The following is a 26373-nucleotide window of genomic DNA, read 5'->3' on the forward strand; positions in this document are numbered from 1 at the left end:
GAATAACAGACATTCTCAAAGGGCATGTTATATTGTTTCAATTCTAGCAATTGGAACAACATAACATGTCGTCTCGCAAAAAGGCCTCACTACTCGGCCTGACCCTGGGTTTGCTCTGCGATCCCGCCTTCGCCGATGAGCCGCAGCCCGTTGAGCTGGAAGCCATCAGCGTCACTTCCGACTACGAATCACCCACCGGCCCGGTCAGCGGTTATCGCGCGACTCGCTCGGCCAGTGCGACCAAAACCGACACGGCGATTCGCGATATCCCACAAGCCATCAGCGTCGTTCCGGCCAGTGTGCTCTCGGATCTGGGCAGCAGCAGCGTTGAACGCGCGCTGGATTTTGCCGGCGGCGTGTCGAAGCAGAACAACTTCGGCGGCCTGACCCTGTACGAATACAGCGTGCGCGGCTTCACGACGTCCGAGTTCTACAAGGACGGCTTCAGTGCCAATCGCGGTTATCCGAGCACGCCGGATGCGGCCAACATCGAGCGCATCGAAGTGCTCAAAGGCCCGGCGGCGAGCCTGTACGGCCGGGGCGATCCCGGCGGCACGGTAAACATCGTCACCAAGAAGCCGCAGCCTGAAGCATTCGCTACATTGCAGACCAGCGCCGGCAGTTGGGACCGTTATCGCACCGCGCTGGACGTCAATACGCCCCTCGATGAACAGGGCAATGTGCTCTCGCGTATCAACCTCGCCGTAGAAGACAACAACAGCTTTCGCGACCACGTCGACAGCCAGCGGGTATTCGTCGCGCCTTCGTTCAGTTGGCAGTTGAACCCGGACACCTCGCTGCTGGTGGAAAGCGAAATCGTCCGTCACAACTCGACGTTCGATCGTGGCGTGGTGGCGCCGAACAACAAGTGGAGCGGCGTATCCCGTTCGACGTTCTTGGGCGAACCCAACGACGGCAACATCGACAACCACAACAACCTGCTCCAGGCCACCCTTGAGCACCATCTGAACGACAGCTGGAAACTGCGTCTGGCCAGTCACTACAAGGAAGGCAAGCTCTGGGGCGACGCTTCCGAAGCACGACCGCTGAACGCCGACGGCCATACGGTCAACCGCCGCTTGCGCGAACGCGACACGAGTTGGCACGACAGCATCACCCAACTGGAACTGCGCGGCCTGTTCGACCTCGGTGCGTGGCAGCATGAGTTGCTGATCGGCACCGAGTACGAGAATTACCGCAAGGACGAACGCGTCACCACCATTGCTGGCGGCCCCTACGCCATCGACATCTATAAGCCGGTCTACGGCCAGCCGAAACCCAACGGCGCACGCTCGGGCACCGACTTTTTCGAACACGTCGAAAGTCATGCGCTGAATCTGCAGGACCAGATCATCTTCACCGACAAGCTGCGCGGCATGCTCGGCGCGCGCTTCGAGCATTTCGATCAGCGCATCGACGATCACAGCCGCAACGCCAGAAGCCAGCAACGCCACGACGCGCTGACCCAACGCGCCGGCCTGCTCTATCAGCTCACGCCATACACCGGCCTGTTCGCCAACGCCTCGACCTCGTTCAAACCGAACAACGGCGTGGATGCCTCCGGCAAATCCTTCGACCCGGAAGAAGGCGTCGGTTACGAAGTGGGGATCAAGAACGAGCTGTTCGATGAGCGCGTGAGCAGCACCCTCGCCTTCTTCCACATCGACAAGGAAAACGTTCTCGCCCTCGATCCGGACACCGACACCAGCCGCGCCATGGGCAAGGCGCGCAGTCAGGGTTTCGATTGGCAAGTGAGCGGCCAGGTGACCGACGCAGTGCGGGTCATCGGCGCCTTCGCCTGCATCGACGCCGAGGTGACCAAGGGCGACGCGACCATTCCCACCGGCAGCCGCATCCTCGGCGTGGCCAAACGCAGCGGCAGTCTGCTGGGTGTTTATAAATTTCAGGATGGCCGACTGCGCGGTTCAGACGTCGGTGCAGCGTTCACCTACGTCGGTGATCGTTCGGGCGAATCCGGCAGCGACTTCGAATTGCCGGCCTACCAGACCGTCGACTTGCTCGCGCACTACAAGGCCAGCGACAACGTCACCGTCGGCCTGAACCTGAACAACATATTCGACGAGAAATACTACGAGCGCTCCTACAGCAACTACTGGGTCAACCCCGGCGAGCCACGCAATTTCACCGTCAGCCTGACACTCAACCTGTAAAAGGACGTCACCATGCACTACGGCAAATCCCTTCTGCTCATCGCTGCGCTGTTCACTGGTCAGGTATCGGCCCATGGCCTGTGGACAGAAGAACGACGCGGCAACATCGAAGTGGTCTACGGCCATGGCGCAGAAGACAACGCGTTCAAGGCGCGGAAGATCAGCGGCGCCTGGGCTTATGACGCCGGCGGCAAGATGATTCCGGTCAGCGTTGAGCGGCTCACCGATCACGCACGCTTGAAACCGCTGAAGTCGCCTGCGGTGATGGCCGTGGCGCTGAACAATGGCATGTGGTCGCAGACGGCGGACAAGAAGTGGGTCAACGAAGGACGCAGCAAAGTACCCGGCGCCACCGAGGCCACGCAGACGTTCAAGTACAGCCTGGCGATCTATCAGCCGGGGGCGAAGTTGCCGAAGCTCGATCAGATCAAGTTGCTGATTGTGCCCGAGATTGATCCGCTGACGGTCGGACCGGGGAATTCGCTGCCGGTGCGCGTATTGCTCGATGGCAAACCGGCGGCGGGGGTGAAGTTGTATGGCGATTACCGCAGCGCGCCGAACACGCTGAGTACCGAGACGGACAAGGATGGGCGTGCGCAGGTATTGGTGAGAAATGAGGGCTTGAATGTGATTGTGGCGCAGGTTGAAGTGCCGGTGAAGGACAGCGCGGATGTGGATAGTCGCGGGTTGTTCACGTCGCTGACATTCCTTGGCGAGCCGCATCATTAACAACTTCTCCGACATTATGGCGATTGTATATATGAGCAATCGTTATAAAAAACCGTCATATCTGACAGTTAATATTTACGCTAAAAATAGATAGTTTCATGTTTCGGATCCATCAATTCAGGACATAAATATGACTGGCAAATTGATTGAAAAGAACGACGGAACTTCAGTAACAACCGGACAGATCACATTTAGACGCGATCATGAAGCAGTGATCATTCTGAACAGATCGCCTTTCCTATACCCTCTTCCCGACACCGGAATCGGCGGAGGCTTATTCTCAGCTTCCAGTTTCAATGACGCCACTCAAGAAGCCACAACTATCCATTTGTGCTATCCAAAGGGTCTTTCATCAGGGACCAGCCATGAGCTGATCTTTGAGGATATACGCAAGCAGCTGCTACAAGGATGGGAGTTCCACTTCGAAGGCAAAGCTTACGAAGCGGTAACGGGGTCCATGAACATCCACACCGAGGCGAACAGTAGAGAAGTCTATGCCGTGAAAGGCACTTATTTTTTTACGACCGAGGAAAAAATAAAAATTGCCGGAGCATTCAATTTAATAAACTCTAACCCCAAATAACCAAACAGCCCCTGTTTACGAAAAATGCTTTGCGTAAACAGGGTTATTCCACACGCTGGCTTCTGCTTACAGTTCTCCGATGCCTTCGATCAACGCCTGATTCTGCTCCGGCGTACCCACCGATATCCGCAAGAACTGCGCAATCCGCTGCTGCTTGAAGTGCCGTACGATCACACCCTGTTCGCGCAGTTTCGCCGCCAGGCCCGCCGCGTCATGCTGCGGGTGCCGCGCGAAGATGAAGTTGGCCGCCGACGGCAGCACTTCAAAGCCCTTGGCCTGCAACTGCGCGACCACCCACTCGCGGCTCTCGATCACCTGACGACAGGTCTTGTCGAAATACTCGCGGTCTGCAAACGCCGCCGCCGCGCCGACAATCGCCAGACGATCCAGTGGATAGGAGTTGAAGCTGTTCTTGATCCGCTCCAGCGCCTCGATCAGATCCGGGTGCCCTACCGCCAGACCGACACGCAGGCCAGCCAGCGAGCGTGACTTGGACAGCGTCTGCGTCACCAGCAGGTTCGGGTAGCGATCCACCAGACTGATCGCCGTCTCGCCGCCAAAGTCGATGTAAGCCTCATCCACGACTACCACCGAATCCGGGCTGGCCTTGAGGATTTGCTCGACCGCGTCCAGCGCCAGCAGGCACCCGGTCGGGGCGTTCGGGTTGGGGAAAATGATCCCGCCGTTCGGTTTGGCGTAGTCGGCCGGGTTGATCTGGAATTGCGCATCCAGCGGCACCGCATCGAATTCAATGCCGTACAGACCGCAGTAGACCGGATAAAAGCTGTAGCTGATGTCCGGAAACAGCAGCGGCTGACCGTGTTGCAGCAAGCCGTGAAAGATGTGCGCGAGCACTTCGTCCGAACCGTTGCCAAGGAACACCTGACTGGTTTGCACGCCGTAGTATTCGGCGACGGCGTTTTTCAGCAGGTCACTGTTCGGGTCCGGGTACAGGCGCAGGTTGTCGTTGAGCTCGGCCTGCATCGCCGCCAGCGCCTTTGGCGATGGGCCGTACGGATTTTCGTTGGTATTGAGCTTGACCAGCTTGGTCAGCTTCGGCTGTTCGCCCGGCACGTAGGGCACCAGATCCTTGACGAACGGGCTCCAGAATTTACTCATCGCTCAGTTCCCCTGCCCTTTCAGAAAGTCTTGGTCTTTGATGCGGTATTCAGCGCTGCGCGCGTGGGCGCTCAGTGATTCGCCACGGGCCAGTACCGATGCAGTTTTGCCCAGCTCGGAAGCGCCGGCCTCGGAGCAGAAGATGATCGATGAGCGTTTCTGGAAGTCGTAGACGCCCAGCGGCGAGGAGAAGCGCGCGGTGCCCGAAGTCGGCAATACGTGGTTCGGGCCGGCACAGTAATCGCCCAACGCTTCGGACGTGTGGCGACCCATGAAGATCGCGCCAGCGTGGCGAATTTGCGGCAGCCAGGCTTGTGGATCAGCGACCGACAATTCCAGGTGTTCCGGGGCGATGCGGTTGGCGACTTCGATCGCCTGCGCCATGTCGCTCACTTGAATCAACGCACCGCGGCCATTGATCGAAGTTTCGATGATGGTCGCGCGGTCCATGGTCGGCAGCAATTTATTGATGCTTGCGGCCACCTTGTCGAGAAACTCGGCGTCGGGGCTGACCAGAATCGCTTGCGCGTCTTCGTCGTGCTCGGCCTGGGAGAACAAGTCCATGGCGATCCAGTCCGGATCGGTCTGGCCGTCGCAGACCACAAGAATTTCCGAAGGACCGGCGATCATGTCGATACCGACCTGGCCGAACACATGGCGCTTCGCAGTGGCGACATAGATATTGCCCGGGCCGACAACCTTGTCGACACGTGGAACGCTTTCGGTGCCGTAAGCCAGTGCGGCAACCGCTTGCGCACCACCGATGGTGAACACCCGGTCCACCCCGGCGATGCAGGCAGCGGCCAGCACCAGCTCGTTGATTTCACCGCGCGGGGTCGGCACGACCATGACCACTTCGGTCACGCCGGCGACCTTGGCCGGAATCGCGTTCATCAATACCGATGACGGATACGAGGCCTTGCCGCCCGGCACGTACAGGCCTGCGCGATCCAGTGGCGTGACTTTCTGGCCGAGCACCGTGCCGTCAGCTTCGGTGTAGCTCCAGGAGTCCTGCTTCTGTTTTTCGTGATAGCTGCGTACACGCGCGGCGGCTTTTTCCAGGGCCTCGCGCTGCGGCACGGTGATGCGGGTCAGGGCCAATTCGAGGCGCTCGCGCGGCAGGATCAGGTCAGCCATCGAGGCGACTTCGAGGCCGTCGAACTTCTGGGTGAACTCGACCAGCGCCGCGTCACCGCGCTCGCGCACAGCCTTGATGATGTCCAGCACGCGCTGATTGACCGAGTCGTCGGACACACTTTCCCAGCTCAGCAGATGATCCAGATGATGCACGAAATCCGGGTCAGCAGCGTTGAGTCGGCGAATTGCAGTCGGTGCGGTCATAGCGAGAGCCTCATAGGAATTGGCAAAAACTCAGGCGCCCGAAACTAGCATTCGATCCGCTTGGGCACCTGAGAATTCTGGCTATGAGGCGGATAGACGGCGCGGCCTCGGGCCGCGCTGGTAGATCAGCCGCGGTGTCGCGATTCCACTGCGTTGCGCAGGGTGTCGATCAACGCCTGGATTCGGGCGTGCTGCATTTTCATTGAAGCCTTGTTGACCACCAGGCGCGAGCTGATCGTGGCGATCAATTCTTGTGGCTCCAGGCCGTTGGCGCGCAGGGTATTGCCGGTGTCGACCACGTCTATGATCTTGTCGGCCAGCCCGATCAGCGGCGCCAGTTCCATCGAGCCGTACAGCTTGATGATGTCGACCTGACGGCCCTGCTCGGCGTAATAACGCTTGGCGACGTTGACGAACTTGGTCGCCACGCGCAGACGGCCCTTGGGCTCGGCGGCGCCGATCTTGCCGGCGGTCATCAGCTTGCACTGGGCGATCTGCAGGTCCAGCGGCTCGTACAGGCCCTGGCCGCTGTATTCCATCAGCACGTCCTTACCGGCGACGCCGAGGTCGGCCGCGCCATGCTCGACATAGGTCGGCACGTCGGTGGCACGCACGATCAGCAGACGCACGTCGTCCTGGGTCGTGGGAATGATCAGCTTGCGGCTCTTGTCCGGATTCTCGGTCGGCACGATGCCCGCTTCAGCGAGAAGCGGCAGGGTGTCGTCAAGGATGCGGCCCTTGGACAGTGCGATGGTCAACATGGGAAACGTCAGTCCTTATCAAGGTACTCATGCCCGGTCGCAATCGGCGCCGGACACACATCGAGGGTGCGTACACCCTCGACTCGAAACGAATTCAACGGACACGTCCCTGTGTCCCGATGCAGCGATCAGCCCGGAACGCGACGGATCTTGGCACCCAGCATTTGCAGTTTTTCTTCGATGCACTCGTAACCACGGTCGATGTGGTAGATGCGGTCGATCAGCGTGTCGCCTTCGGCAACCAGCGCCGAGATCACCAGGCTGGCCGATGCGCGCAGGTCGGTGGCCATGACTGGCGCGCCCTTGAGCTTCTCGATGCCGGTGACGATCGCGGTGTTGCCTTCAACCTGGATATGCGCGCCCATGCGGTGCAGTTCGTACACGTGCATGAAACGGTTTTCGAAGATCGTCTCGATCACTGCACCGGTGCCTTCGGCAATGGCGTTCAGCGAGATGAACTGGGCCTGCATGTCGGTCGGGAACGCCGGGTACGGCGCGGTGCGCACGTTGACCGCTTTCGGCCGCTTGCCGTGCATGTTCAGCTCGATCCAGTCTTCACCGCAGGTGATTTCCGCGCCGGCTTCACGCAGCTTTTCCAGCACTGCTTCGAGAATGGTCGGATCGGTGTCCTTGACCTTGACGCGGCCACCGGTCACGGCAGCAGCGACCAGGTAGGTGCCGGTTTCGATACGGTCAGGCATGACCTTGTAGAAAGCCGAACCCAGACGCTCGACGCCATCGATGGTGATGGTGTCGGTGCCGGCGCCGGAAACCTTGGCGCCCATGGCGTTGAGGAAGTTCGCCAGATCGACCACTTCAGGCTCACGCGCGGCGTTCTGCAACACGCTGCGGCCTTTGGCCAGTGCAGCGGCCATCATGATGTTTTCGGTACCGGTCACGCTGACGGTGTCGAAGAAGAAATGCGCGCCGCGCAGGCCGCCTTCAGGCGCCTTGGCCTTGATGTAGCCGCCTTCGACGTCGATGACCGCGCCCATGGCTTCCAGACCGCGGATGTGCAGGTCAACCGGACGCGAACCGATGGCGCAACCGCCAGGCAGTGCGACTTCGGCTTCACCGAAACGGGCAACCATAGGGCCTAGTACCAGAATCGACGCACGCATGGTTTTCACCAGTTCGTACGGGGCGATCAGGGTCTTGATGGTGCGCGGGTCGATTTCGACGCTGAGCTTCTCGTCGATCACCGGCTCGATGCCCATGCGCCCGAACAGCTCGATCATGGTGGTGATGTCGTGCAGGTGCGGCAGGTTGCCAACGGTGACCGGGCCATCGCACAGCAAGGTCGCGGCCAGAATCGGCAGGGCGGAGTTCTTCGCGCCGGAAATGCGGATCTCGCCATCAAGACGAGCGCCACCGGTAATAATCAATTTATCCATTAGTATCTCGACGCCCTAGGGCTCAGGTGCGCTCGGCCCAGGCCGCGCGGCTGAAAAATTTCATAGTGACCGCATGGATGCTGCCATCGGTGATCCATGGGTTCAAATGGGCATAGACCTGCTGCTGACGCTTCACCGGGCTCAACGCCGCCAGTTCATCGCTAATCACATTCAGCTGGAAGTTGCAGCCTTCGCCTTCAACTTCTACCAGCGTTCCTGGCAGCTTTCCTTCAAGGAAGCTCTTCACTTCTACGGCCTGCATGCTCAACCTCAATCGGCGCCCTGTGCGCACGGGTCGGACATCATACAAAAAAGCCCCGCGCCTGCGAACCCCGCAACGCAGGACTCTGACGGGGGGCTTCTTTATAGATGTCGGTTCAGGGATGCGCCAACAGCTCGGTCAGTTCACTGACCTGAGCGATTTCGCGCATGTCTTCGGGCATCGCGCGAATGCTGACGGCCTTGCCGGCCGCCTGCGCATCGCGCATGAAGCACAGCAGCAATGACAGGCCGACGCTGCTGGACTTCTGCACCGCCGAACAATCGATGACCAGCGCCGATGCCTTGCTCGATTTGATCAGCGCCTGCCCTTCCTTGCGCAGGTCGGGCCCGGTGCGGTAATCCAGCACGCCGCTGAGCACCAGCTCGTCGACATCACTCATGCGAACTGCCGCCTCACTCATTGCGCTGGCTTCGCGGCGGCTTTGTCGGTTTCCTGCTTGGCCTTGGCCACTTCACCGGCCCAGCCATCGATGGTCTTGTCCAGATCGTTGCCATTGCGCTGCATGGCGTCGGCGAACTGATCACGGAACAGCTTGCCGATGTTGATGCCGTTGATGATCACGTTGCGCAGTTTCCACTCGCCACCGATCTTCTCAAGGGTGTACTGCACCGGATAAATCGCGCCGTTGCTGCCCTTGACGGTCATGTTGACGCTGGTGCGGTCGCCAGATTCGTCCTTGGCCGGGTCAACCGTGATGCCCTGGTTGTTGTATTCCAGCAGCGCGTTGCCGTAGAACTGGAACAGACCGCGCTTGAAGTTTTCCTGGAAGCGTTGCATCTGCTCAGGCGTGGCCTTGCGCGAATACTTCACGGTCATGATGCTTTTGGAGATGCCCTCGGCATCCACCACCGGACCGACAATGTTGTTCAGCGCCGCATAGAAATCCTGCGGATCCTGCTTGTACTTCTCTTTGTTTGCCTGCAAGTCGGCAAGCATCCGGTTCGTGGTGTCCTGAATCAGGTCATGAGCCGATTGCCCCGGTGCAGCGTTAGCCATCAACGGCAGGGCCGCGAGCAACACCAACAGGCCACGTCGCAAGATAGAGATCATTCAAAAGCTCCTCATTTGGCGTCTTTGCTAACGGTATTGAGCAGGAATTTACCGATCAGGTCTTCCAGTACCAGTGACGACTGCGTGTCGTGGATGGTTCCACCGTCTTTCAACTGGGTGTCTTCACCGCCGACGCTGATACCGATGTATTTCTCGCCCAGCAGACCCGCGGTGAGGATAGACGCTGTGGAATCGACCGGCAGGTTGTCGACCTTTTTATCCACTTGCAGCGTGACCCGACCGGTGAAGCTGTCGCGATCCAGATCGATAGCGGTGACCTTGCCGATGGTCACACCGGCCATGGTCACTTTGGCTCTGACCGTCAGACCGGCGATATTGTCGAAATACGCATACAACTTGTAAGTATCGGTGGACGAAGTCGGAGACAGGCCGCTGACGCGCAAGGCGAGCAGCAGCAAAGCCAGGATCCCTGCCAGCAGGAACAGGCCGACACCGATTTCCAGGGTGCGGTTTTGCATCAGAAATCTCCAAACATCAAAGCGGTCAGAATAAAGTCCAGGCCGAGCACTGCCAGCGAGGCAAACACCACGGTCTTGGTGGTGGCACGACTGATTCCCTCGGAAGTGGGTTCACAGTCATAGCCTTGAAATACGGCGATCCAGGTCACGACGAAGGCGAAAACGACACTTTTGATCACGCCATTGAGCACGTCACTGGTGAAGGTCACGCTGTTCTGCATGTTCGCCCAGTACGAGCCTTCGTAGACACCCAGCCAGTCGACCGCGACCCACGAACCACCCCAGATGCCGACGACGCTGAAGATCATCGCCAGCACCGGCAAGGAAATGAAGCCGGCCCACAGGCGCGGGGCGATGATGTACTTGAGCGGATCGACACCGATCATTTCCAGGCTGGACAGCTGCTCGGTGGATTTCATGTTGCCGATCTCGGCGGTCAGGGCCGAACCGGCGCGACCGGCAAACAGCAATGCCGTAACCACCGGCCCGAGTTCACGCAGCAACGTCAGGGCGACCATCTGCCCCACCGCCTGCTCTGAACCATAGCTGGAAAGAATGCTGAAGCCCTGCAACGCGAGGACCATGCCGATGAAAATGCCCGAGACCACAATGATCACCAGCGACATGACGCCGACCGAATGCAGCTGCTTGATCAACAGGCCGAAACCACCGCTGATACCGCCACGGCCCAGCAGGGCGTGAAACAGGAACAGGGTCGCTCGACCAAACACCGCGACCGCGTCGATCGCCGATTCGCCGAACCGACGCACGCGTTCCATCAATGAAATTCTGCGCATCAGCGCTTCCCCAGAAGATCTGCGCGGTAATCCGTCGCTGGAAAGTGATACGGCACCGGGCCATCGGGATCGCCGGTCATGAACTGGCGGATACGCGGCTCATCCGAATTCATCAGCTCATCCGGCGTGCCCTGCCCCAGCACCTGACCATCGCCCACTACATAGATGTAGTCGGCAATGCTCGCGGTTTCCGCCAGATCGTGAGACACCACGATGCTGGTAATGCCCAACGCATCGTTGAGCAGACGGATCAGGCGCACCAGCACGCCCATGGCGATCGGGTCCTGGCCCACGAAGGGCTCGTCGTACATGAGAATCTGCGGATCGAGGGCTATCGCCCGGGCCAGCGCCACGCGGCGCTTCATGCCGCCGGACAGTTCGTCCGGCATCAGCTCGATGGCGCCACGCAGCCCCACGGCCTGCAGTTTGAGCAGGACGATGTCGCGGATCATGTCTTCCGGCAGCTGGGTGTGCACCCGCAGCGGAAAGGCCACGTTCTCGAACACATCGAGGTCGGTGAACAGCGCACCGCTCTGAAATAGCACGCCCATGTGCTTGCGCGCATCGAACAGATCACTGCGCGACAGCGTCGGCAGGTTCTGCCCATTGACCCAGACTTCGCCGCTGGACGGCCGCAACTGCGCGCCCATCAGGCGCAACAGCGTGGTCTTGCCGCAGCCAGAAGGCCCCATGATGCCGGTGACCTTGCCGCGCGGGATGCGGATATCGACGTTATTGAAAATGCTCCGCGCACCGCGCTTGAAGGAGACTCCCTTCAGCTCGACCGCGTAGGCGTTATCGGCACTCATCTAAACTCCTTGCGATGCAGCCTCTCACTGGGATGCCAGACTTTCCTCGGAAACACCTGCATCCCGGGCAGGCCGAACTGGCGGCGAACTATATCACTGCAAAGGCTGAGCGCCCAAGCGAGAACCCGGCCAAGATCGCCGACTGAAGAGGGCCTGAGCGAGTTTCAGAGGGTTTTGGTAACCAGTAATGACAAAGCACGTCGAACTTGCGTGAGGCTTTGCCACATAACCGCTATAATCGCCGCCTTTTCATCGGCCCATACGATTCTGACATGAGCAAAACCCGCGACCTGATTCAATCGGCACAACGCACCATCCGCCTCGAAGTGGAAGCCGTCCAAGGCTTGATGGCCCATATCGACGCCGATTTCGTACGCGCTTGCGAGATGATTCTGGCCAGCAAGGGCCGTGTGGTCGTGGTCGGCATGGGCAAATCCGGGCACATCGGCAACAAGATCGCCGCCACCCTCGCCAGCACCGGCACTCCGGCGTTTTTCGTGCATCCGGCCGAAGCCAGCCATGGCGACATGGGCATGATTACCCGCGACGACGTGATTCTGGCCCTGTCGAACTCTGGTTCGACCAATGAAATCGTGACGCTGCTGCCGCTGATCAAGCGCTTGGGCATTCAACTGATCAGCGTCACCGGCAATCCGCAGTCGCCCTTGGCGAAGGCTGCCGAGGTCAATCTCAATGTGCATGTCGAGCACGAAGCCTGCCCGTTGAATCTGGCACCGACTTCTTCTACTACTGCTGCGCTGGTCATGGGCGATGCCCTGGCCGTGGCGCTGCTGGAAGCTCGTGGATTTACCGCCGAAGATTTTGCCTTCTCGCATCCGGGTGGCGCCCTTGGCCGTCGCCTGCTGCTGAAAGTGGAAAACGTCATGCACGCCGGGCAAGAGCTGCCGCAGGTACAACGCGGCACCCTGCTCAAGGACGCACTGATGGAAATGACCCGCAAAGGCCTGGGCATGACCGCTATCCTTGAAGCCGACGGCAAGCTCGCCGGGATCTTCACTGACGGTGATTTGCGCCGCACCCTGGATCGCGCCATCGACATCCGCAGCGCCACCATCGATCAGGTGATGACCGCCCACGGCAAGACCGCCCGGCCCGACATGCTCGCCGCCGAAGCCCTGAAAATCATGGAAGACCATCGAATCAACGCCCTGGTAGTCGTCGACGAGGAGGATCGCCCGATCGGCGCCTTCAACCTCTCCGATCTGCTGCGCGCAGGAGTCATGTAATGAGCAACGATCTGCTGCAACGCGGCAAAGCGATCAAACTGGCAGTCTTCGATGTCGACGGTGTGCTCACCGACGGCCGCCTGTACTTTCTTGAAGACGGCAGTGAGTTCAAGACCTTCAACACCCTCGACGGCCAAGGCATCAAGATGTTGATGAATGCCGGCGTACAAACCGCAATCATCAGCGGTCGCAAGACCCCGGTGGTCGAGCGCCGCGCTAAGAACCTCGGCATCCCGCATCTGTTTCAGGGGCGTGAAGACAAACTGGTGGTGCTCGACGGCCTGCTCGCGCAACTGGGCCTAAGCTATGAAGAAGTCGCCTATCTCGGTGACGATCTGCCAGACTTGCCGGTAATCCGCCGTGTAGGGCTGGGCATGGCGGTGGCCAACGCTGCCGATTTCGTCCGCGAACACGCCCACGGCGTTACCCGCGCCCGTGGCGGCGAAGGTGCCGCCCGCGAATTCTGCGAATTGATCCTGCGCGCCCAGGGCCGCCTCGAAGCGGCCAACGCCGCGTACCTGTGAGCCTGACCATGTTTAGCAAAAAGTTTCGCAACTTCCTGCTGTTCGGCTGCATCGCGGCGATTTTCGCTGCGGTCGGCTACTGGAACATCAGCCCGGAACGCTTCCTCGACAAGCCACCGGTTTCGGCTGCCGAGAATCCGATCGACTGGTACGCGACCAACACGCATACCATTCAGTACCTGCCCGACGGTAAGGTGCAGTACGAGATGACTTCCGACAAGGCCGAGCACGTCAAGGCGACCGATGTCACCCTGGTGACCAAGCCTGACTTGAACATGTATCGCGGCACCGACTTCCCCTGGCACGTGACCAGCGAACGCGGCGAAGTGAACTCGGGCGGTACCGAAGTGGAATTGATCGATTCGGTCCGTGTGCAGCGCACCGATGAGAAAAAGCGCGGCACGCTGATCACCAGCACGCGCATGACCGTGTTCCCGCAGCAGGAATATGCGCAGACTGCGCAACCCGTTAGAATCGAGGGCGCTGGTGGCGTATCGACTGGCGTCGGAATGAAAGCGTACCTGAAGGACAGCAGGATACACCTGCAATCGAACGTAAGAGGACAGTATGAGGCTCGTTAAAACCCTCCCTATTTTGCTCAGTCTGGGCGCAGCACTGGGAAGCGCGAGCGCCTGGTCCCTGCCGAACGATCAGCAGCAGCCTATCCGCATTCAGGCCGACGACGCCCAACTGGACGACAAGAATGGCATCGCCACCTATAAAGGTGACGTGATCATTACCCAGGGTTCGATGATCGTTAAAGGCAACACCGTGACCATGACGCGCGCGCCCAATGGCGACATCGACGTGGTGACCTCGGTGGGCAACCTGGCTTACTTCGAGCAGCTGCAGACCCAGGGCGACGCCAACCCGGTCAAGGGCTACGGCGTGACGATTCAATACCACGCCCAGCAGAACCGGGTGGTGCTGATCGACAAGGCCAAGGTTATCGACAAGGATAACAACGTCACCCAGGGCGAAAAAATCGTCTACGACACCGTGAAGAAACTGGCCAGCGCCGGTCGCGCCACGGGCAGCAAGGTCACCGAATCGCGTCCGCGCATCGACATGGTGATCCAGCCGAAGAAGAAAACCGAAGAGAAATCCCAGTAATGGCAACTCTGAAAGCTCAGCACCTGGCCAAGGCCTATAAAAGCCGCCAGGTCGTGCGTGACGTCAGCCTGTCGATCGACAGCGGGCAGATCGTCGGCTTGCTCGGCCCGAACGGCGCCGGCAAGACGACGTGCTTCTACATGATCGTCGGCCTGGTGCAGGCCGATCAGGGCCGTGTGCTGATCGATGACCTGGACGTCAGCCACCAGCCGATGCACGGCCGCGCCAAGGCGGGTATCGGCTATCTGCCGCAAGAAGCGTCGATCTTCCGCAAACTGTCGGTTGCCGATAACATCATGGCGATCCTCGAGACGCGTCCGGAACTGGACAAGGCCGGTCGTCGCAAGGAGCTGGAAAGCCTGCTGCAGGAATTCCACATCAGCCACATCCGCGACAACCTCGGCATGAGCCTGTCCGGTGGTGAGCGTCGCCGGGTGGAAATCGCTCGTGCGTTGGCGACTGCGCCGAAATTCATCCTGCTCGACGAACCGTTCGCCGGTGTCGACCCGATCTCGGTGGGCGACATCAAGCAGATCATTCACCACCTCAAGGCCAAGGGCATCGGTGTGCTGATCACCGACCACAACGTCCGCGAGACACTGGATATCTGCGAAACCGCTTACATCGTCAACGACGGTCAATTGATCGCTGAAGGCGATGCCGAGACCATCCTGGCCAACGATCTGGTCAAGGAAGTGTATCTGGGTCACGAGTTCCGCCTGTAAGCGCGACAGCGCTGTATCGATTCAAGGCGCATTTATCCGCTTTAATTGTTACAGCGCTCTAGGCAAACACTTCAGTTTCAGGCATATAATTTGCTTAAGTTTGGCGCTTCGGCGCCCTGTAGTGGATGGCGCAAAGCGCCGGCGAATAAGGTGTTAAGCCCCTGCCATGAAACCATCGCTAGTCTTGAGAATGGGCCAGCAGCTGACGATGACACCGCAGCTGCAACAGGCCATCCGCCTGCTCCAATTGTCGACCCTGGACCTGCAACAGGAGATCCAGGAGGCTCTGGAATCCAATCCGATGCTTGAGCGCCAGGAAGAAGGCGACGACTTCGACAACGCCGATCCTCTGGCCGACAACGCCGAACAGAAGCCCGCCGAGATTCAGGAACCCTCCTATCAGGAAACCGCCCCGACGGTGGATAACCTCGAGGATGGCGAATGGAACGAGCGCATCCCCAACGAATTGCCGGTGGATACCGCCTGGGAAGACGTCTACCAGACCAGCGCCAGCAGCCTGCCCAGCAGCGATGACGACGAATGGGATTTCACCACCCGCACGTCCGCCGGGGAGAGTCTGCAGAGCCATCTGCTCTGGCAACTGAACCTGGCACCGATGTCCGACACCGATCGCCTGATCGCCGTGACCCTGATCGACTGCATCAACAATCAGGGCTACCTGGACGAAACGCTCGAAGAAATTCTTGAAGCGTTCGATCCTGAACTGGACATCGAGCTCGACGAGATCGAAGCCGTCCTGCATCGCATCCAGCAATTCGAGCCCGCCGGGATCGGCGCCCGCAACCTCAGCGAATGCCTGCTCCTGCAATTGCGTCAGTTGCCCGCGAAGACGCCGTGGCTGAGCGAGGCCAAACGGCTGGTCGCCGATTACATCGACCTGCTCGGCAGTCGCGATTACAGCCAGTTGATGCGCCGGATGAAGCTCAAGGAAGACGAGCTGCGCCAGGTCATCGAACTGGTGCAGAGTCTCAATCCGCGTCCCGGCTCGCAGATCGAATCGACCGAAGCCGAATACGTCATTCCCGATGTGATCGTGCGCAAGGACAACGAGCGCTGGCTGGTCGAGCTGAATCAGGAATCGGTGCCACGTCTGCGCGTCAATGCCCAGTACGCCGGGTTTGTTAAGCGTGCCGACACCAGCGCCGACAACACCTTCATGCGTAACCAGTTGCAGGAGGCCCGCTGGTTCATCAAGAGCCTGCAGAGCCGCAACGAAACGCTGATGAAAGTGGCCACGCAGATCGTCGAACATCAGCGCGGCTTCCTCGAATACGGCGACGAAGCGATGAAGCCGCTGGTATTGCATGACATCGCCGAAGCGGTCGGCATGCACGAATCAACGATTTCCCGGGTAACCACGCAAAAATTCATGCATACCCCGCGCGGTATTTATGAGCTGAAATACTTTTTCTCCAGCCACGTCAGCACCTCCGAAGGCGGCGAATGCTCGTCCACAGCGATCCGCGCGATCATCAAGAAACTGGTCGCCGCGGAAAATCAGAAAAAGCCGTTGAGTGACAGCAAGATCGCTGGTTTACTGGAGGCACAAGGCATTCAGGTGGCTCGCCGCACCGTCGCCAAGTACCGCGAATCCCTCGGAATCGCGCCTTCGAGCGAACGCAAGCGGTTGATGTAAGCCACGTTACAGCGTTCCAGTGGCAGGCTTTTCGGCCTGCCGCTTTATGCACTGGCAACGAAGGAGAAGCTGTATGCAAGTCAACATCAGTGGACACCAACTGGAAGTGACCCAACCTCTGCGTTCCTACATCGAGGAAAAACTCCAACGACTGGAGCGACATTTCGACAAGATCACCAACGTGCAGGTCACGATGTGCGTCGAAAAGCTGAAGCAGAAGATCGAAGCCACCTTGCATATCCCCGGCAGCGAAGTGGTCGCCAACGCAGAAGATACTGACATGTACGCTGCGATCGACTCACTCACCGACAAGCTGGATCGCCAACTCAAAAAGCATAAGGAAAAGACCCAGAGCCTCCTCCAGGGCGCAACCGGTCGTTAACACCCCTATCCCATGATCCGACTTGAAACCATCCTGACCCCCGGCCGTTCCCAAGTGAACGCGCCGGGCGGCAGCAAGAAAAAAGCCCTCGAACAGATTGCCAACCTGATCCACCGCGAAGTGCCGGATCTGGCGATGCAGGATGTCTTCGAGGCGCTGATCGCCCGTGAAAAACTCGGTTCCACCGGTTTCGGCAACGGCATCGCCATTCCCCATTGCCGCCTCAAGGGCTGCACGGCGCCAGTCAGCGCCCTGCTGCACCTGGAAGCCCCGATCGATTTCGACGCCATCGACGGCGCCCCGGTCGACCTGCTCTTCGTGCTGCTGGTCCCGGAGGCCGCGACTGATGCGCATCTGGAGTTGCTGCGCCAGATCGCCAGCATGCTCGACCGCAAGGAAGTGCGCGAAAAACTGCGCAGCGCCGCGAGCAACGAAGCCTTGTACCAGGTTGTACTGGACGAGCAGAACGGGCACTAATCATGCGCTTGATCATCGTCAGTGGCCGTTCGGGCTCGGGCAAAAGTACCGCCCTGAATGTCCTTGAGGACAACGGCTACTACTGCATCGACAACCTGCCGGCTGGTTTGCTGCCGGAACTGGCCGAGCGGGCGCTGATCCACACGGAGCTGGCGCAGCCGCTGGTCGCCGTGTCGATCGATGCACGCAACTTGCCCAGCCATCTGTCACGCTTTCCTGAATTGCTCGAAGACGTCCGTGCCAAACATATCAAGTGCGATGTGCTGTATCTGGACGCCGACGAAGAAACCCTGCTCAAGCGTTTTTCCGAGACCCGTCGTCGTCACCCGTTGAGTAACGCCAATCGCTCACTGGCTGAAGCGATTCACGATGAAAGCGCCCTGCTCGGCCCGATCGCCGATCTGGCCGACCTGAAAATCAACACCACCCATCTCAATCTGTACCAGCTGCGCGACACCCTGAAGTTGCGCCTGTTGAATCAGCCTGAGCCCGGCACGGCGTTCCTGGTTGAATCGTTCGGCTTCAAGCGCGGCATGCCGGTCGATGCCGATCTGGTCTTCGATGTGCGTTGCCTGCCCAATCCGTACTGGAAACCGGAGCTGCGCGCGCAGTCGGGCCTCGATGCACCGGTGGCAGAATATTTGGCCCAGCAGCCCGATGTCGAAGAAATGTATCAGGACATCTACGCTTATCTGAACAAATGGCTGCCACGTTTCGCCGCGAGCAACCGCGCCTACGTCACCGTTGCCATTGGCTGCACCGGCGGGCATCACCGCTCCGTCTACCTGACCGAACGCCTGGGTCAGGCTCTGCAGAAAACCTTGAAGAACGTCCAGGTTCGCCACCGCGACCTCACCTAAAGGATCCACACCGCGATGCCTGCTCGTGAAATCGAAATCATCAATAAGCTGGGCCTGCATGCCCGGGCATCGGCCAAGTTCGTCGGCGTGGCCGGTCAGTATCCAGACTGCACGATCAGAGTGGGACGCACACCTGAAACGACTGTCGACGGCAAGAGCATCATGGCAATGATGATGCTCGCGGCGGGCAAGGGCACCAAAATTTATTTGAGTACTGAAGGGCATCAAGAGCAGGAAGCCATGGATGCGCTGGTAGCGTTGATCAACAACTACTTCGACGAAGGTGGCTGATAGCCAAAGTCAAAAGATCGCAGCCTGCGGAGCTCCTACAGGAAACGCATTCCAAGGTGGGAGCTGCCGCAGGCTGCGACCTTTTGATCTTCTTTCAACCCAACGCCGTATCCATCACCATCATCAGACAAAACCCGATCAACAAGCCAAGACTCGCCAGTTTGTCATGTCCGTGACGGCGCGACTCCGGGATCACTTCGTGGGTCACTACCAGCAACATCGCCCCGGCCGCCAGTGCCAGTCCCAGCGGCAACAGTACCTGAGCCAGACTCACTAGCCACGCACACAACAGCGCAAACACCGGCTCAACCAACCCCGACGCCGCGCCGATCAGAAACGCCCTGACCCGTGACATTCCTGCCCCGGCCAGCACCAAAGCAATCACCAGTCCTTCCGGCACATCCTGCAGAGCGATGCCCATCGCCAGGCTGTCGGCATCCGGCATGCCGCCGCCGGCAGATACGCCGACCGCCATACCTTCCGGAATGTTGTGCGCAATGATGGCGAACACGAACAGCCAGATTCGCGGTGGAATCACCGGATGCTCCAGCGTGCCGAAGAGCATCTCCGGCGAGGCACCGGAAACCCTGCGATCAACCAGATACAGGCCAAACGCGCCGAGCAGGATGCCGAAACAGATCAGGCCACTGGCAGCCCACGGCGTCAGACCAAGACTTTCGGCCGCAGCAATCCCCGGCACGATCAACGAAAATGCGGTCGCCGCCAGCATCACCCCGGCACCAAATCCCAGCAAGGTGTCGCTGAGTGCCTGCGGCATGCGCCGGATCACCAGCACCGGCACCGCGCCAAGCGCCGTACCCAATGCGCAGATGGCACCGCCCTGCAAGGCGCGCAACAGCCTCGGTTCCAGATTCAGCCATTGCAAACCGTGGGCGACCAGTAAAGTCATCCCCGCCAACAGCAACAGTGAACCCACCGCGTAACGAAACATGCGCCCGCTGCCAATCGCCAGTGTTTGCGTGCCCATACTCAGCCCTGATTGTTTTTATGGAAGGCTTAAACCAGCGCGGCCTGATAGCGCGCAGCAACTTCCGGCCAGTTGATCACGTTGTAGAACGCGCTGATGTATTCCGGGCGACGGTTCTGGTAGCGCAAGTAGTAGGCGTGCTCCCAGACGTCGAGACCGAGGATTGGGGTATTGCCGTTCATCAACGGGCTGTCCTGGTTGCCGCTGCTTTCCACGATCAGTTTTTTCTCCGGGGTCACGCTGAGCCACGCCCAACCGCTGCCGAAACGGGTGAGCGCGGCTTTGGTGAAGGCTTCCTTGAAGCTGTCGAGTCCGCCCAGTTGCTCATCAATAGCCGTGGCCAGCGCGCCGTCGGGCTTGCCGCCACCGTTGGGCACCATGACTTCCCAGAACAGCGAATGGTTGGCGTGGCCACCGCCCTGATTGATCACCGCCGCGCGAAGCTTTTCCGGCAGTTGCTGGACACTGGCGACGAGTTTTTCCACCGGCCATTCAGCAAACTCGGTCCCTTCTACGGCGGCGTTGAGGTTGTTGATGTAGGTCTGGTGATGCTTGGTGTAATGGATCTCCATGGTCTGCGCATCGATGTGCGGCTCGAGGGCATCGTAGGCGTAAGGCAAGGCAGGCAAGGTAAAAGCCATTTCAATGGACTCCATACTGATGAGAATTTGAGGCGCGGCGAGCATTGCCGGTGTCCGGATGCAGCAGGCGCTGGGTGCGCGGGTATTCGCCGTGCTCGCTGATGAAATTCAGCAGTTCGACGTAAGTCTTGCTGCTCTGGCGCAATGCCGCTTCACGCAGGGCCGGACGCAGCCGTTCGTCCTGCATGGTCTGCAACAGGCGTTGGTGGATGGCGCAGAGGTATTCGGCGCTCTCCTCCGGTTGATTCAGGCGCAGATGCAGGTCGGCGAGGTTGTGGTGAGAGACGACGCAGGCCGCCACCGCTTCGTCGGCATCCGCCCAGCGTTCGAACAACACTTGCGCCAGGGCCAGCGCTTGCAGGTAAGCCTCACGGGCGTCGATCAGCTCGCCCAGCATGAAACAGCGATTGGCCCGTTCGATCGTGCGTTTCCAGTGCTCCATGGTGAGCCTCCAAAGCGGTTGCGGGGTTTACACGCCGCCGGCGGTGAGTTTCTCGGGGTTGAGCAACTCTGCCAGTTGGCTGCGCGACAGGTCGGTGTGTTCCAGAGCGACGTCGATCACCGCGCGGCCTTCCTTGTAGGCCTGCTTGGCGATTTCAGCGGCTTTCTGATAACCGATGATGGGGTTGAGCGCGGTGACCAGAATCGGGTTGCGCGACAACGCTTCTTGCAGGCGCGATTCGTTGACCTTGAAAGTAGCGATTGCCTTGTCAGCGAGCAGGCGACTGGAGTTGGCCAGCAGTTCGATGCTGCTCAGCAGGTTCTGCGCGATGATCGGCAGCATCACGTTCAGTTCGAAATTGCCGGATTGACCGGCGACGGTGATCACCGAGTCGTTGCCAATCACTTGCGCAGCGACCATCGCGGTGGCTTCCGGGATCACCGGGTTGACTTTGCCGGGCATGATCGACGACCCCGGTTGCAGCGCTTCGAGTTCAATTTCGCCGAGACCGGCCAAGGGACCTGAGTTCATCCAGCGCAGGTCGTTGGCGATTTTCATCAGTGATACGGCGGTGGCCTTGAGCTGCCCGGAGACGGCGACGGCGGTGTCCTGCGAGCCAATCAACGCGAACAGATTTTTGCCCGGAGTGAATTGCACGTCGGTCAGTTGGCTCAGGTGCCGACTGAATCGAGCGGCGAATTCCGGATGCGCATTGATCCCGGTACCCACCGCCGTGCCGCCCTGCGCCAGTGCTTGCAGACTCGGCAGCAAATCCTGCAGATGCGCAATGTTGGCCTTGAGCTGCTGCGCCCAGCCGTTGAGCACTTGGCTCATGCGTACCGGCATCGCGTCCATCAGATGGGTGCGCCCGGTTTTGACGTGGTGATGCACCTGCTCGGCCTTGCGCTCGATGACCTGGACCAGATGCAACAGCGCCGGCAGCAGTTGTTCATGCAGCACTAGCGCGGCGCTGACGTGGATGGTGGTCGGGATGATGTCGTTGCTGCTTTGCCCGCAATTGACGTGATCGTTGGCGTTGACCGGTTCATCGAGCATGCGGCTGGCCAGCGTGGCAATCACTTCGTTGGCGTTCATGTTCGAGCTGGTGCCAGACCCGGTCTGGAAGATGTCCACCGGGAAGTGCTGCATGAAATCACCTTCGAGCAGACCCTGCGCGGCATCACTGATGGCTTTGCCCTGGGCCGCGCTGATCTGGTTCAGCTCGACATTGGCGCGGGCGGCGGCGGCTTTGGCGAGGATCAATGCGCGAATGAACTGCGTCGGCATCGGTTTTCCGCTGATCGGGAAGTTGTCCACGGCGCGCTGGGTCTGCGCGCCATAGAGCGCATCGACCGGCACCTGCAGTTCGCCCATGCTGTCGCGTTCAATACGTGTCTTGGTCATGCGAATGTCCTTGCAGCAAATCAATGAGAGGAATCGACGGTTGCAACTCGCAAGTGGCGAGCTGCCAGGTGTAGCGTTGCCAGCGCCGCACGCGGCATTGGCATAGCGACAGGCGTTCCATTTCACGCAAGGGACGCCAGGCTTGATCGACACAGAGGCTGCGCCAATGCCACGGCAACGCGACATCGGTGGCAGTGTCGAGCAGCAGACGAAAAGACGTTTCGGCGACAGTCCAGGGCGAAATGGCTGTGCAACAGGACAGATAGCGCCCTTCGGCGAGGTAGTGTTCGATCAGGCGCGGTTCGTCGGGATCCAGCGCGCAACGGATCTGGCGGCTCATCCAGCGCCAGCTTTCGAGGTAGGGCTGCTCGTGCAAGGCAGAACTCATGATCCGGGACTCGTTCGGAGATGAGATTTATTATTAGATGATAATGAGAACCAACACAAGCAGACATGCACGCAATCCGTGGGAGCGGGCTTGCTCGCGAATGCGGTGTGTCCAGCCAGAGATGTTCTGACTGAAAGACCGCATTCGCGAGCAAGCCCGCTCCCACAGGGGATTTATGCAATCATAAAAAAGGCGCACCACCCGATGAGGTGGCGCGCCTTTTTTGTGTAACGGCCGGGCTTAGCTGCCGGCGACAGTCATCCGCTCGATCAACACCGAGCCGGTGCGGATGTTGCTGCGCAGCTCCAGATCATTACCCACCGCGACAATCTGCTTGAACATGTCGCGCATGTTGCCGGCGATGGTCACTTCCTGCACAGCGAACTGGATCTCGCCGTTCTCCACCCAGAAGCCCGCCGCACCGCGCGAATAGTCGCCGGTCACCATGTTCAGGCCATGGCCCATCAACTCGGTGACCAGCAATCCCCGGCCCATGCGCTTGAGTAGTGCTGCCTGATCTTCATCGCCATGGGTGACGAACAGGTTGTGCACCCCGCCCGCGTTGGCGGTGCTCGGCATGCCCAGTTTGCGCCCGGAGTAGGTGCCGAGGATGTATGAGACCAACTCGCCTTTTTCGACGAACGGTTTTGCGTAGGTCGCCAGGCCATCACCGTCGTAGGAAGCACTGCCCATGGCACGCATCAGATGCGGACGCTCATCGATGGTCAGCCAATCCGGGAACAACTTCTGTCCCAGCGTGCCTTCGAGAAACGACGATTTGCGATACAGGCTGCCGCCCGACACGGCCGAGAGGAAGCTGCCGAACAGGCCACCCGCAAGCTCAGCGGAAAACAGCACCGGCACCTCGCAAGTCGGTACCGGACGCGCGCCCAGACGGCTCGCTGCCCGTTGCGCGGCACGCTGGCCGATGCTCACCGGATCGGCGAGCAGACTGCCCTGGCGATTGACGTCATACCAGTAATCGCGCTGCATCTGGCCTTCGGCTTCAGCGATCATCACGCAACTCAGGCTGTGCCGGGTCGATGCGTAACCGCCGATGAAACCATGGCTGTTGCCATAAACCCGGCAGCCCTGATGGGTGCTGAGGGTGGTGCCGTCGGCGTTCTTGATCCGCGCATCGGCGTCAAACGCCGCTGCCTCGCAGAGCAAAGCCTTCTCGATAGCTTGCTCCGGGGTGATGTCCCACTCGTGAAACAGGTCGAAATCCTGCACATCCCTGGCCATCAATGCCGCATCGGCGAGGCCTGAGGCTTCATCTTCGGAAGTGTGCTTGGCGATGGCCAGTGCTGCTGCGACGGTTTCACGAATCGCCTCTGGCCCGGTGGCCGAGGTGCTGGCCGAGCCCTTGCGCTGGCCGACGTACAGGGTGATGCCAAAACCCTGATCACGATTGAATTCAACGGTTTCGACCTCGCGCTGACGCACCGAGGTCGACAGCCCCTGCTCCAGCGACACCGCGACTTCACAGGCGCTGGCGCCCTGGCGCTTGGCTTCGGCGATGATCTGCTCGACCTGTTCTTGCAGTGCCGGCAATGCCTGCGGGCCGACGCTTTGAACTGCACTCATGCTCATCTCCACTCAAATTCTGCTTTCGGCTGGGGTCATCGAGCGACCGGGCCGGACAAGCGGCCCCCGACTGGTTATCATGGCGGCGTTTCTTTGCGGACTGCCACCATGGTTGATTCTTACGACGACTCCCTCGATACGGGAGAAAAAAGCAAATCTCAGGTCAAACGCGAGCTGCATGCGCTGGTTGACCTCGGCGAGCGCCTGACCACACTCAAGCCTGATCTGGTCGCCAAACTGCCGTTGACCGACGCTTTGCGCCGGGCATTGGCCGATGCGCCCAAGCACACCGCGAACATCGCGCGTAAACGGCATTTGCAGTTCATCGGCAAACTGATGCGCGACCAGGACACGGACGCGATTCTGACTCTGCTCGATCAACTCGATGCCTCCACTCGCCAGTACAACGAGCGTTTCCATAATCTGGAACGCTGGCGTGACCGCCTGATCGCGGGCGATGACGCCGTGCTGGAGAAATTCGTCATCGAGTACCCGGACGCCGATCGCCAGCAATTGCGTTCCCTGATCCGTCAGGCCCAGCATGAGGTTGCGCAAAACAAACCACCTGCTTCGAGCCGCAAGATCTTCAAATACATTCGGGAGCTGGACGAGACTCAACGCGGCCTGCGTTGATAATCGCCACCGGGTGGCCGTCCTGCGCGCCACCCGAAAGCCCCGCCTCTCTTATGCGCCCGTGCCACCCACGGTAATCGCATCGATTTTCAGCGTTGGCTGGCCGACACCCACCGGCACCGACTGCCCATCCTTGCCACACGTACCCACACCGCTGTCCAGCGCCAGATCGTTACCGACCATCGACACCCGGCTCATCGCCTCGGGACCGTTGCCGATCAACGTCGCGCCTTTGACCGGTGCGGTGATCTTGCCGTCCTCGATCAAATAGGCCTCGCTGGTGGAGAATACGAACTTGCCGCTGGTGATATCGACCTGACCGCCGCCGAGGTTGGCGCAGTAGATGCCCTTCTTCACCGAAGCGATAATTTCCGCCGGATCACTTTCGCCACCGAGCATGTAGGTGTTGGTCATCCGTGGCATCGGCAGGTGCGCGTAGGATTCGCGGCGACCGTTACCGGTGCGCGCCACGCCCATTAGCCGCGCGTTGAGCTTGTCTTGCATGTAGCCCTTGAGTACGCCGTTTTCGATCAGCGTAGTGCACTCGGTGGGCGTGCCTTCGTCATCGACGCTCAGCGAACCGCGACGGCCGCTCAAGGTGCCGTCATCGACGATGGTGCAAAGTTTGGAGGCAACCATTTCACCCATGCGCCCGCTGTAGGCCGAGCTGCCCTTGCGGTTGAAATCGCCTTCCAGACCGTGACCGACCGCTTCGTGCAGCAGCACGCCGGACCAGCCGGAACCCAGCACCACCGGCAAGGTACCGGCCGGCGCCGGAATCGCTTCCAGATTCACCAGCGCCTGGCGCAGCGCTTCGCGGGCATAACCCATGGCGCGGTCTTCGGCGAGGAAGTAGCGGTAATCGGTACGCCCACCGCCGCCGTGCCCGCCGCGTTCGCGACGGCCATTCTGTTCGACGATAACGCTGACGTTGAAGCGCACCAGCGGTCGCACGTCGGCGGCCAGGCCACCGTCGGTGGACGCGACCAGAATCCGCTCCCAAACCCCGGCCATGCTCACGCTGACCTGCTGAATCCGTGGATCGAGTGCGCGGGTGGCGACGTCGATGCGTTTGAGCAACTCGACTTTTTCCGCGCGGCTGAGCACTTCCAGCGGGTTATCGGGCGCGTACAGTTGCGCGACGTCCTGGCTGGTGAATGCCTGCACGGTGCCATTCTGCCCGGCACGTGAGATCGAACGCGCGGCGCGGGCCGCTGCACCGAGGGCTTCGAGGGTGATCGCGTTGCTGTAGGCAAAACCGGTTTTCTCACCGGACTGCGCGCGCACGCCGACACCCTGATCGAGGTTGAAGCTGCCTTCCTTGACGATGCCGTCTTCCAGCGCCCATGACTCGGAAATCTGGCCCTGGAAATACAGGTCGGCGGCATCGATGCCCGGCCCGGCCAGATCGCCGAGCACGCCTTGCAGGCTCTCGATCGTGACACCGCCGGGTGCCAACAGGTGATCACTGACTGAGGACAACAACTCGCTCATAGGT

The 26373-nt window shown here is 60.0% G+C and carries 31 protein-coding genes; 14 read left to right on the plus strand and 17 right to left on the minus strand.

The genetic code is table 11. The features are described from left to right. Window positions 1-65: 65 nt before the first annotated feature. From ACMYUN_RS10230 to ACMYUN_RS10240, 3 genes are all read left to right on the plus strand, one after another. Window positions 66-2171 carry a TonB-dependent siderophore receptor gene (locus tag ACMYUN_RS10230; RefSeq protein ID WP_415763626.1) on the plus strand — a complete coding sequence of 702 codons (2106 nt, stop codon included), beginning with the start codon at window positions 66-68 and terminating at the stop codon, window positions 2169-2171. A gap of 12 nt (window positions 2172-2183) precedes the next feature. Then, a complete protein-coding gene (locus tag ACMYUN_RS10235) occupies window positions 2184-2900 on the plus strand; it encodes a DUF4198 domain-containing protein (RefSeq protein WP_415763627.1) in 717 nt (238 codons plus the stop codon). Window positions 2901-3030: 130 nt separating this feature from the next. Next, window positions 3031-3483, plus strand: a complete 453-nt coding sequence (locus tag ACMYUN_RS10240; protein ID WP_415763628.1) for a hypothetical protein — start codon at window positions 3031-3033, stop codon at window positions 3481-3483. Between the two features lie 66 nt (window positions 3484-3549). Here ACMYUN_RS10240 and hisC read toward each other — a convergent pair whose 3' ends face one another. From hisC to ACMYUN_RS10290, 10 genes are all read right to left on the minus strand, one after another. Further along, entirely contained in the window at window positions 3550-4602 is a 1053-nt protein-coding gene (hisC, locus tag ACMYUN_RS10245; protein WP_415763629.1) for a histidinol-phosphate transaminase, read from the minus strand. 3 nt (window positions 4603-4605) lie between these two features. Next, window positions 4606-5943, minus strand: coding sequence for a histidinol dehydrogenase (gene hisD / locus ACMYUN_RS10250; protein ID WP_415763630.1), 1338 nt, complete (start codon window positions 5941-5943; stop codon window positions 4606-4608). A gap of 125 nt (window positions 5944-6068) precedes the next feature. Continuing rightward, the gene (gene hisG / locus ACMYUN_RS10255) at window positions 6069-6704 is read right to left on the minus strand and encodes an ATP phosphoribosyltransferase (RefSeq protein ID WP_016771668.1); all 636 of its coding nucleotides are present in this window, start codon (window positions 6702-6704) and stop codon (window positions 6069-6071) included. Window positions 6705-6832: 128 nt separating this feature from the next. Further along, window positions 6833-8098 carry a UDP-N-acetylglucosamine 1-carboxyvinyltransferase gene (gene murA, locus ACMYUN_RS10260; protein ID WP_016771669.1) on the minus strand — a complete coding sequence of 422 codons (1266 nt, stop codon included), beginning with the start codon at window positions 8096-8098 and terminating at the stop codon, window positions 6833-6835. 22 nt (window positions 8099-8120) lie between these two features. Further along, window positions 8121-8360: a BolA family protein gene (locus ACMYUN_RS10265; protein ID WP_016771670.1), complete on the minus strand. Its 240-nt coding sequence runs from the start codon at window positions 8358-8360 to the stop codon at window positions 8121-8123. Between the two features lie 115 nt (window positions 8361-8475). Then, the gene (locus ACMYUN_RS10270; RefSeq protein ID WP_039759362.1) at window positions 8476-8781 is read right to left on the minus strand and encodes a lipid asymmetry maintenance protein MlaB; all 306 of its coding nucleotides are present in this window, start codon (window positions 8779-8781) and stop codon (window positions 8476-8478) included. Next, complete coding sequence (locus ACMYUN_RS10275; protein ID WP_415763631.1) at window positions 8778-9431, minus strand: MlaC/ttg2D family ABC transporter substrate-binding protein; 654 nt, start codon at window positions 9429-9431, stop codon at window positions 8778-8780. The genes ACMYUN_RS10270 and ACMYUN_RS10275 overlap by 4 nt, the downstream gene beginning before the upstream one ends. Before the next feature lie 11 nt (window positions 9432-9442). After that, on the minus strand, window positions 9443-9910 hold the full coding sequence (mlaD, locus tag ACMYUN_RS10280; protein ID WP_016771673.1) for an outer membrane lipid asymmetry maintenance protein MlaD: 468 nt from the start codon (window positions 9908-9910) through the stop codon (window positions 9443-9445). Beyond that, window positions 9910-10707 carry a lipid asymmetry maintenance ABC transporter permease subunit MlaE gene (gene mlaE, locus ACMYUN_RS10285; protein WP_039759366.1) on the minus strand — a complete coding sequence of 266 codons (798 nt, stop codon included), beginning with the start codon at window positions 10705-10707 and terminating at the stop codon, window positions 9910-9912. Before mlaE ends, mlaD begins: the two co-directional genes overlap by 1 nt. Further along, window positions 10707-11516: an ATP-binding cassette domain-containing protein gene (locus ACMYUN_RS10290; protein ID WP_039759369.1), complete on the minus strand. Its 810-nt coding sequence runs from the start codon at window positions 11514-11516 to the stop codon at window positions 10707-10709. The genes mlaE and ACMYUN_RS10290 overlap by 1 nt, the downstream gene beginning before the upstream one ends. Before the next feature lie 272 nt (window positions 11517-11788). Here ACMYUN_RS10290 and ACMYUN_RS10295 point away from each other — a divergent pair, with 272 nt between their 5' ends. From ACMYUN_RS10295 to ACMYUN_RS10340, 10 genes are all read left to right on the plus strand, one after another. Then, entirely contained in the window at window positions 11789-12763 is a 975-nt protein-coding gene (locus tag ACMYUN_RS10295) for a KpsF/GutQ family sugar-phosphate isomerase (RefSeq protein WP_039759372.1), read from the plus strand. Next, entirely contained in the window at window positions 12763-13287 is a 525-nt protein-coding gene (locus ACMYUN_RS10300; protein WP_016771677.1) for a KdsC family phosphatase, read from the plus strand. The genes ACMYUN_RS10295 and ACMYUN_RS10300 overlap by 1 nt, the downstream gene beginning before the upstream one ends. Before the next feature lie 8 nt (window positions 13288-13295). Next, entirely contained in the window at window positions 13296-13868 is a 573-nt protein-coding gene (gene lptC / locus ACMYUN_RS10305; RefSeq protein ID WP_039759708.1) for an LPS export ABC transporter periplasmic protein LptC, read from the plus strand. Further along, window positions 13855-14400, plus strand: coding sequence for a lipopolysaccharide transport periplasmic protein LptA (gene lptA, locus ACMYUN_RS10310; RefSeq protein WP_016771679.1), 546 nt, complete (start codon window positions 13855-13857; stop codon window positions 14398-14400). The genes lptC and lptA overlap by 14 nt, the downstream gene beginning before the upstream one ends. Continuing rightward, window positions 14400-15125, plus strand: a complete 726-nt coding sequence (gene lptB / locus ACMYUN_RS10315) for an LPS export ABC transporter ATP-binding protein (protein WP_024011621.1) — start codon at window positions 14400-14402, stop codon at window positions 15123-15125. Before lptA ends, lptB begins: the two co-directional genes overlap by 1 nt. 166 nt (window positions 15126-15291) lie before the next feature. After that, the gene (locus ACMYUN_RS10320; protein ID WP_110603721.1) at window positions 15292-16782 is read left to right on the plus strand and encodes an RNA polymerase factor sigma-54; all 1491 of its coding nucleotides are present in this window, start codon (window positions 15292-15294) and stop codon (window positions 16780-16782) included. Window positions 16783-16855: 73 nt separating this feature from the next. Then, window positions 16856-17164 carry a ribosome hibernation-promoting factor, HPF/YfiA family gene (gene hpf / locus ACMYUN_RS10325; protein ID WP_007912419.1) on the plus strand — a complete coding sequence of 103 codons (309 nt, stop codon included), beginning with the start codon at window positions 16856-16858 and terminating at the stop codon, window positions 17162-17164. A gap of 12 nt (window positions 17165-17176) precedes the next feature. Then, on the plus strand, window positions 17177-17641 hold the full coding sequence (gene ptsN, locus ACMYUN_RS10330) for a PTS IIA-like nitrogen regulatory protein PtsN (RefSeq protein ID WP_039759380.1): 465 nt from the start codon (window positions 17177-17179) through the stop codon (window positions 17639-17641). Between the two features lie 2 nt (window positions 17642-17643). Next, entirely contained in the window at window positions 17644-18501 is an 858-nt protein-coding gene (gene rapZ, locus ACMYUN_RS10335) for an RNase adapter RapZ (protein ID WP_039759382.1), read from the plus strand. A gap of 15 nt (window positions 18502-18516) precedes the next feature. Continuing rightward, a complete protein-coding gene (locus ACMYUN_RS10340; RefSeq protein WP_039759385.1) occupies window positions 18517-18792 on the plus strand; it encodes an HPr family phosphocarrier protein in 276 nt (91 codons plus the stop codon). 94 nt (window positions 18793-18886) lie between these two features. Here ACMYUN_RS10340 and ACMYUN_RS10345 read toward each other — a convergent pair whose 3' ends face one another. From ACMYUN_RS10345 to pmbA, 6 genes are all read right to left on the minus strand, one after another. Further along, the gene (locus ACMYUN_RS10345; RefSeq protein WP_415763633.1) at window positions 18887-19780 is read right to left on the minus strand and encodes a ZIP family metal transporter; all 894 of its coding nucleotides are present in this window, start codon (window positions 19778-19780) and stop codon (window positions 18887-18889) included. Window positions 19781-19809: 29 nt separating this feature from the next. Then, window positions 19810-20421 carry a superoxide dismutase gene (locus ACMYUN_RS10350; RefSeq protein WP_039759389.1) on the minus strand — a complete coding sequence of 204 codons (612 nt, stop codon included), beginning with the start codon at window positions 20419-20421 and terminating at the stop codon, window positions 19810-19812. Window position 20422: 1 nt separating this feature from the next. Next, on the minus strand, window positions 20423-20863 hold the full coding sequence (locus ACMYUN_RS10355) for a hypothetical protein (RefSeq protein ID WP_039759390.1): 441 nt from the start codon (window positions 20861-20863) through the stop codon (window positions 20423-20425). Between the two features lie 27 nt (window positions 20864-20890). Continuing rightward, window positions 20891-22267, minus strand: a complete 1377-nt coding sequence (locus ACMYUN_RS10360) for a class II fumarate hydratase (RefSeq protein WP_415763634.1) — start codon at window positions 22265-22267, stop codon at window positions 20891-20893. After that, window positions 22248-22655, minus strand: coding sequence for a FagA protein (locus tag ACMYUN_RS10365; protein ID WP_415763635.1), 408 nt, complete (start codon window positions 22653-22655; stop codon window positions 22248-22250). The genes ACMYUN_RS10360 and ACMYUN_RS10365 overlap by 20 nt, the downstream gene beginning before the upstream one ends. Window positions 22656-22895: 240 nt before the next feature. Further along, window positions 22896-24242: a metalloprotease PmbA gene (gene pmbA, locus ACMYUN_RS10370; RefSeq protein WP_415763636.1), complete on the minus strand. Its 1347-nt coding sequence runs from the start codon at window positions 24240-24242 to the stop codon at window positions 22896-22898. A gap of 108 nt (window positions 24243-24350) precedes the next feature. Here pmbA and yjgA point away from each other — a divergent pair, with 108 nt between their 5' ends. Continuing rightward, complete coding sequence (yjgA, locus tag ACMYUN_RS10375; RefSeq protein ID WP_016771692.1) at window positions 24351-24875, plus strand: ribosome biogenesis factor YjgA; 525 nt, start codon at window positions 24351-24353, stop codon at window positions 24873-24875. 51 nt (window positions 24876-24926) lie between these two features. Here yjgA and tldD read toward each other — a convergent pair whose 3' ends face one another. Continuing rightward, window positions 24927-26369 (minus strand): metalloprotease TldD, encoded by a 1443-nt coding sequence (tldD, locus tag ACMYUN_RS10380; protein WP_016771693.1) that lies wholly within the window; start codon window positions 26367-26369, stop codon window positions 24927-24929. Window positions 26370-26373 lie beyond the last annotated feature (4 nt).

The sequence above is a fragment of the Pseudomonas sp. CP4 genome (assembly GCF_047758505.1).
Lineage (GTDB): Bacteria > Pseudomonadota > Gammaproteobacteria > Pseudomonadales > Pseudomonadaceae > Aquipseudomonas > Aquipseudomonas fluorescens_AO.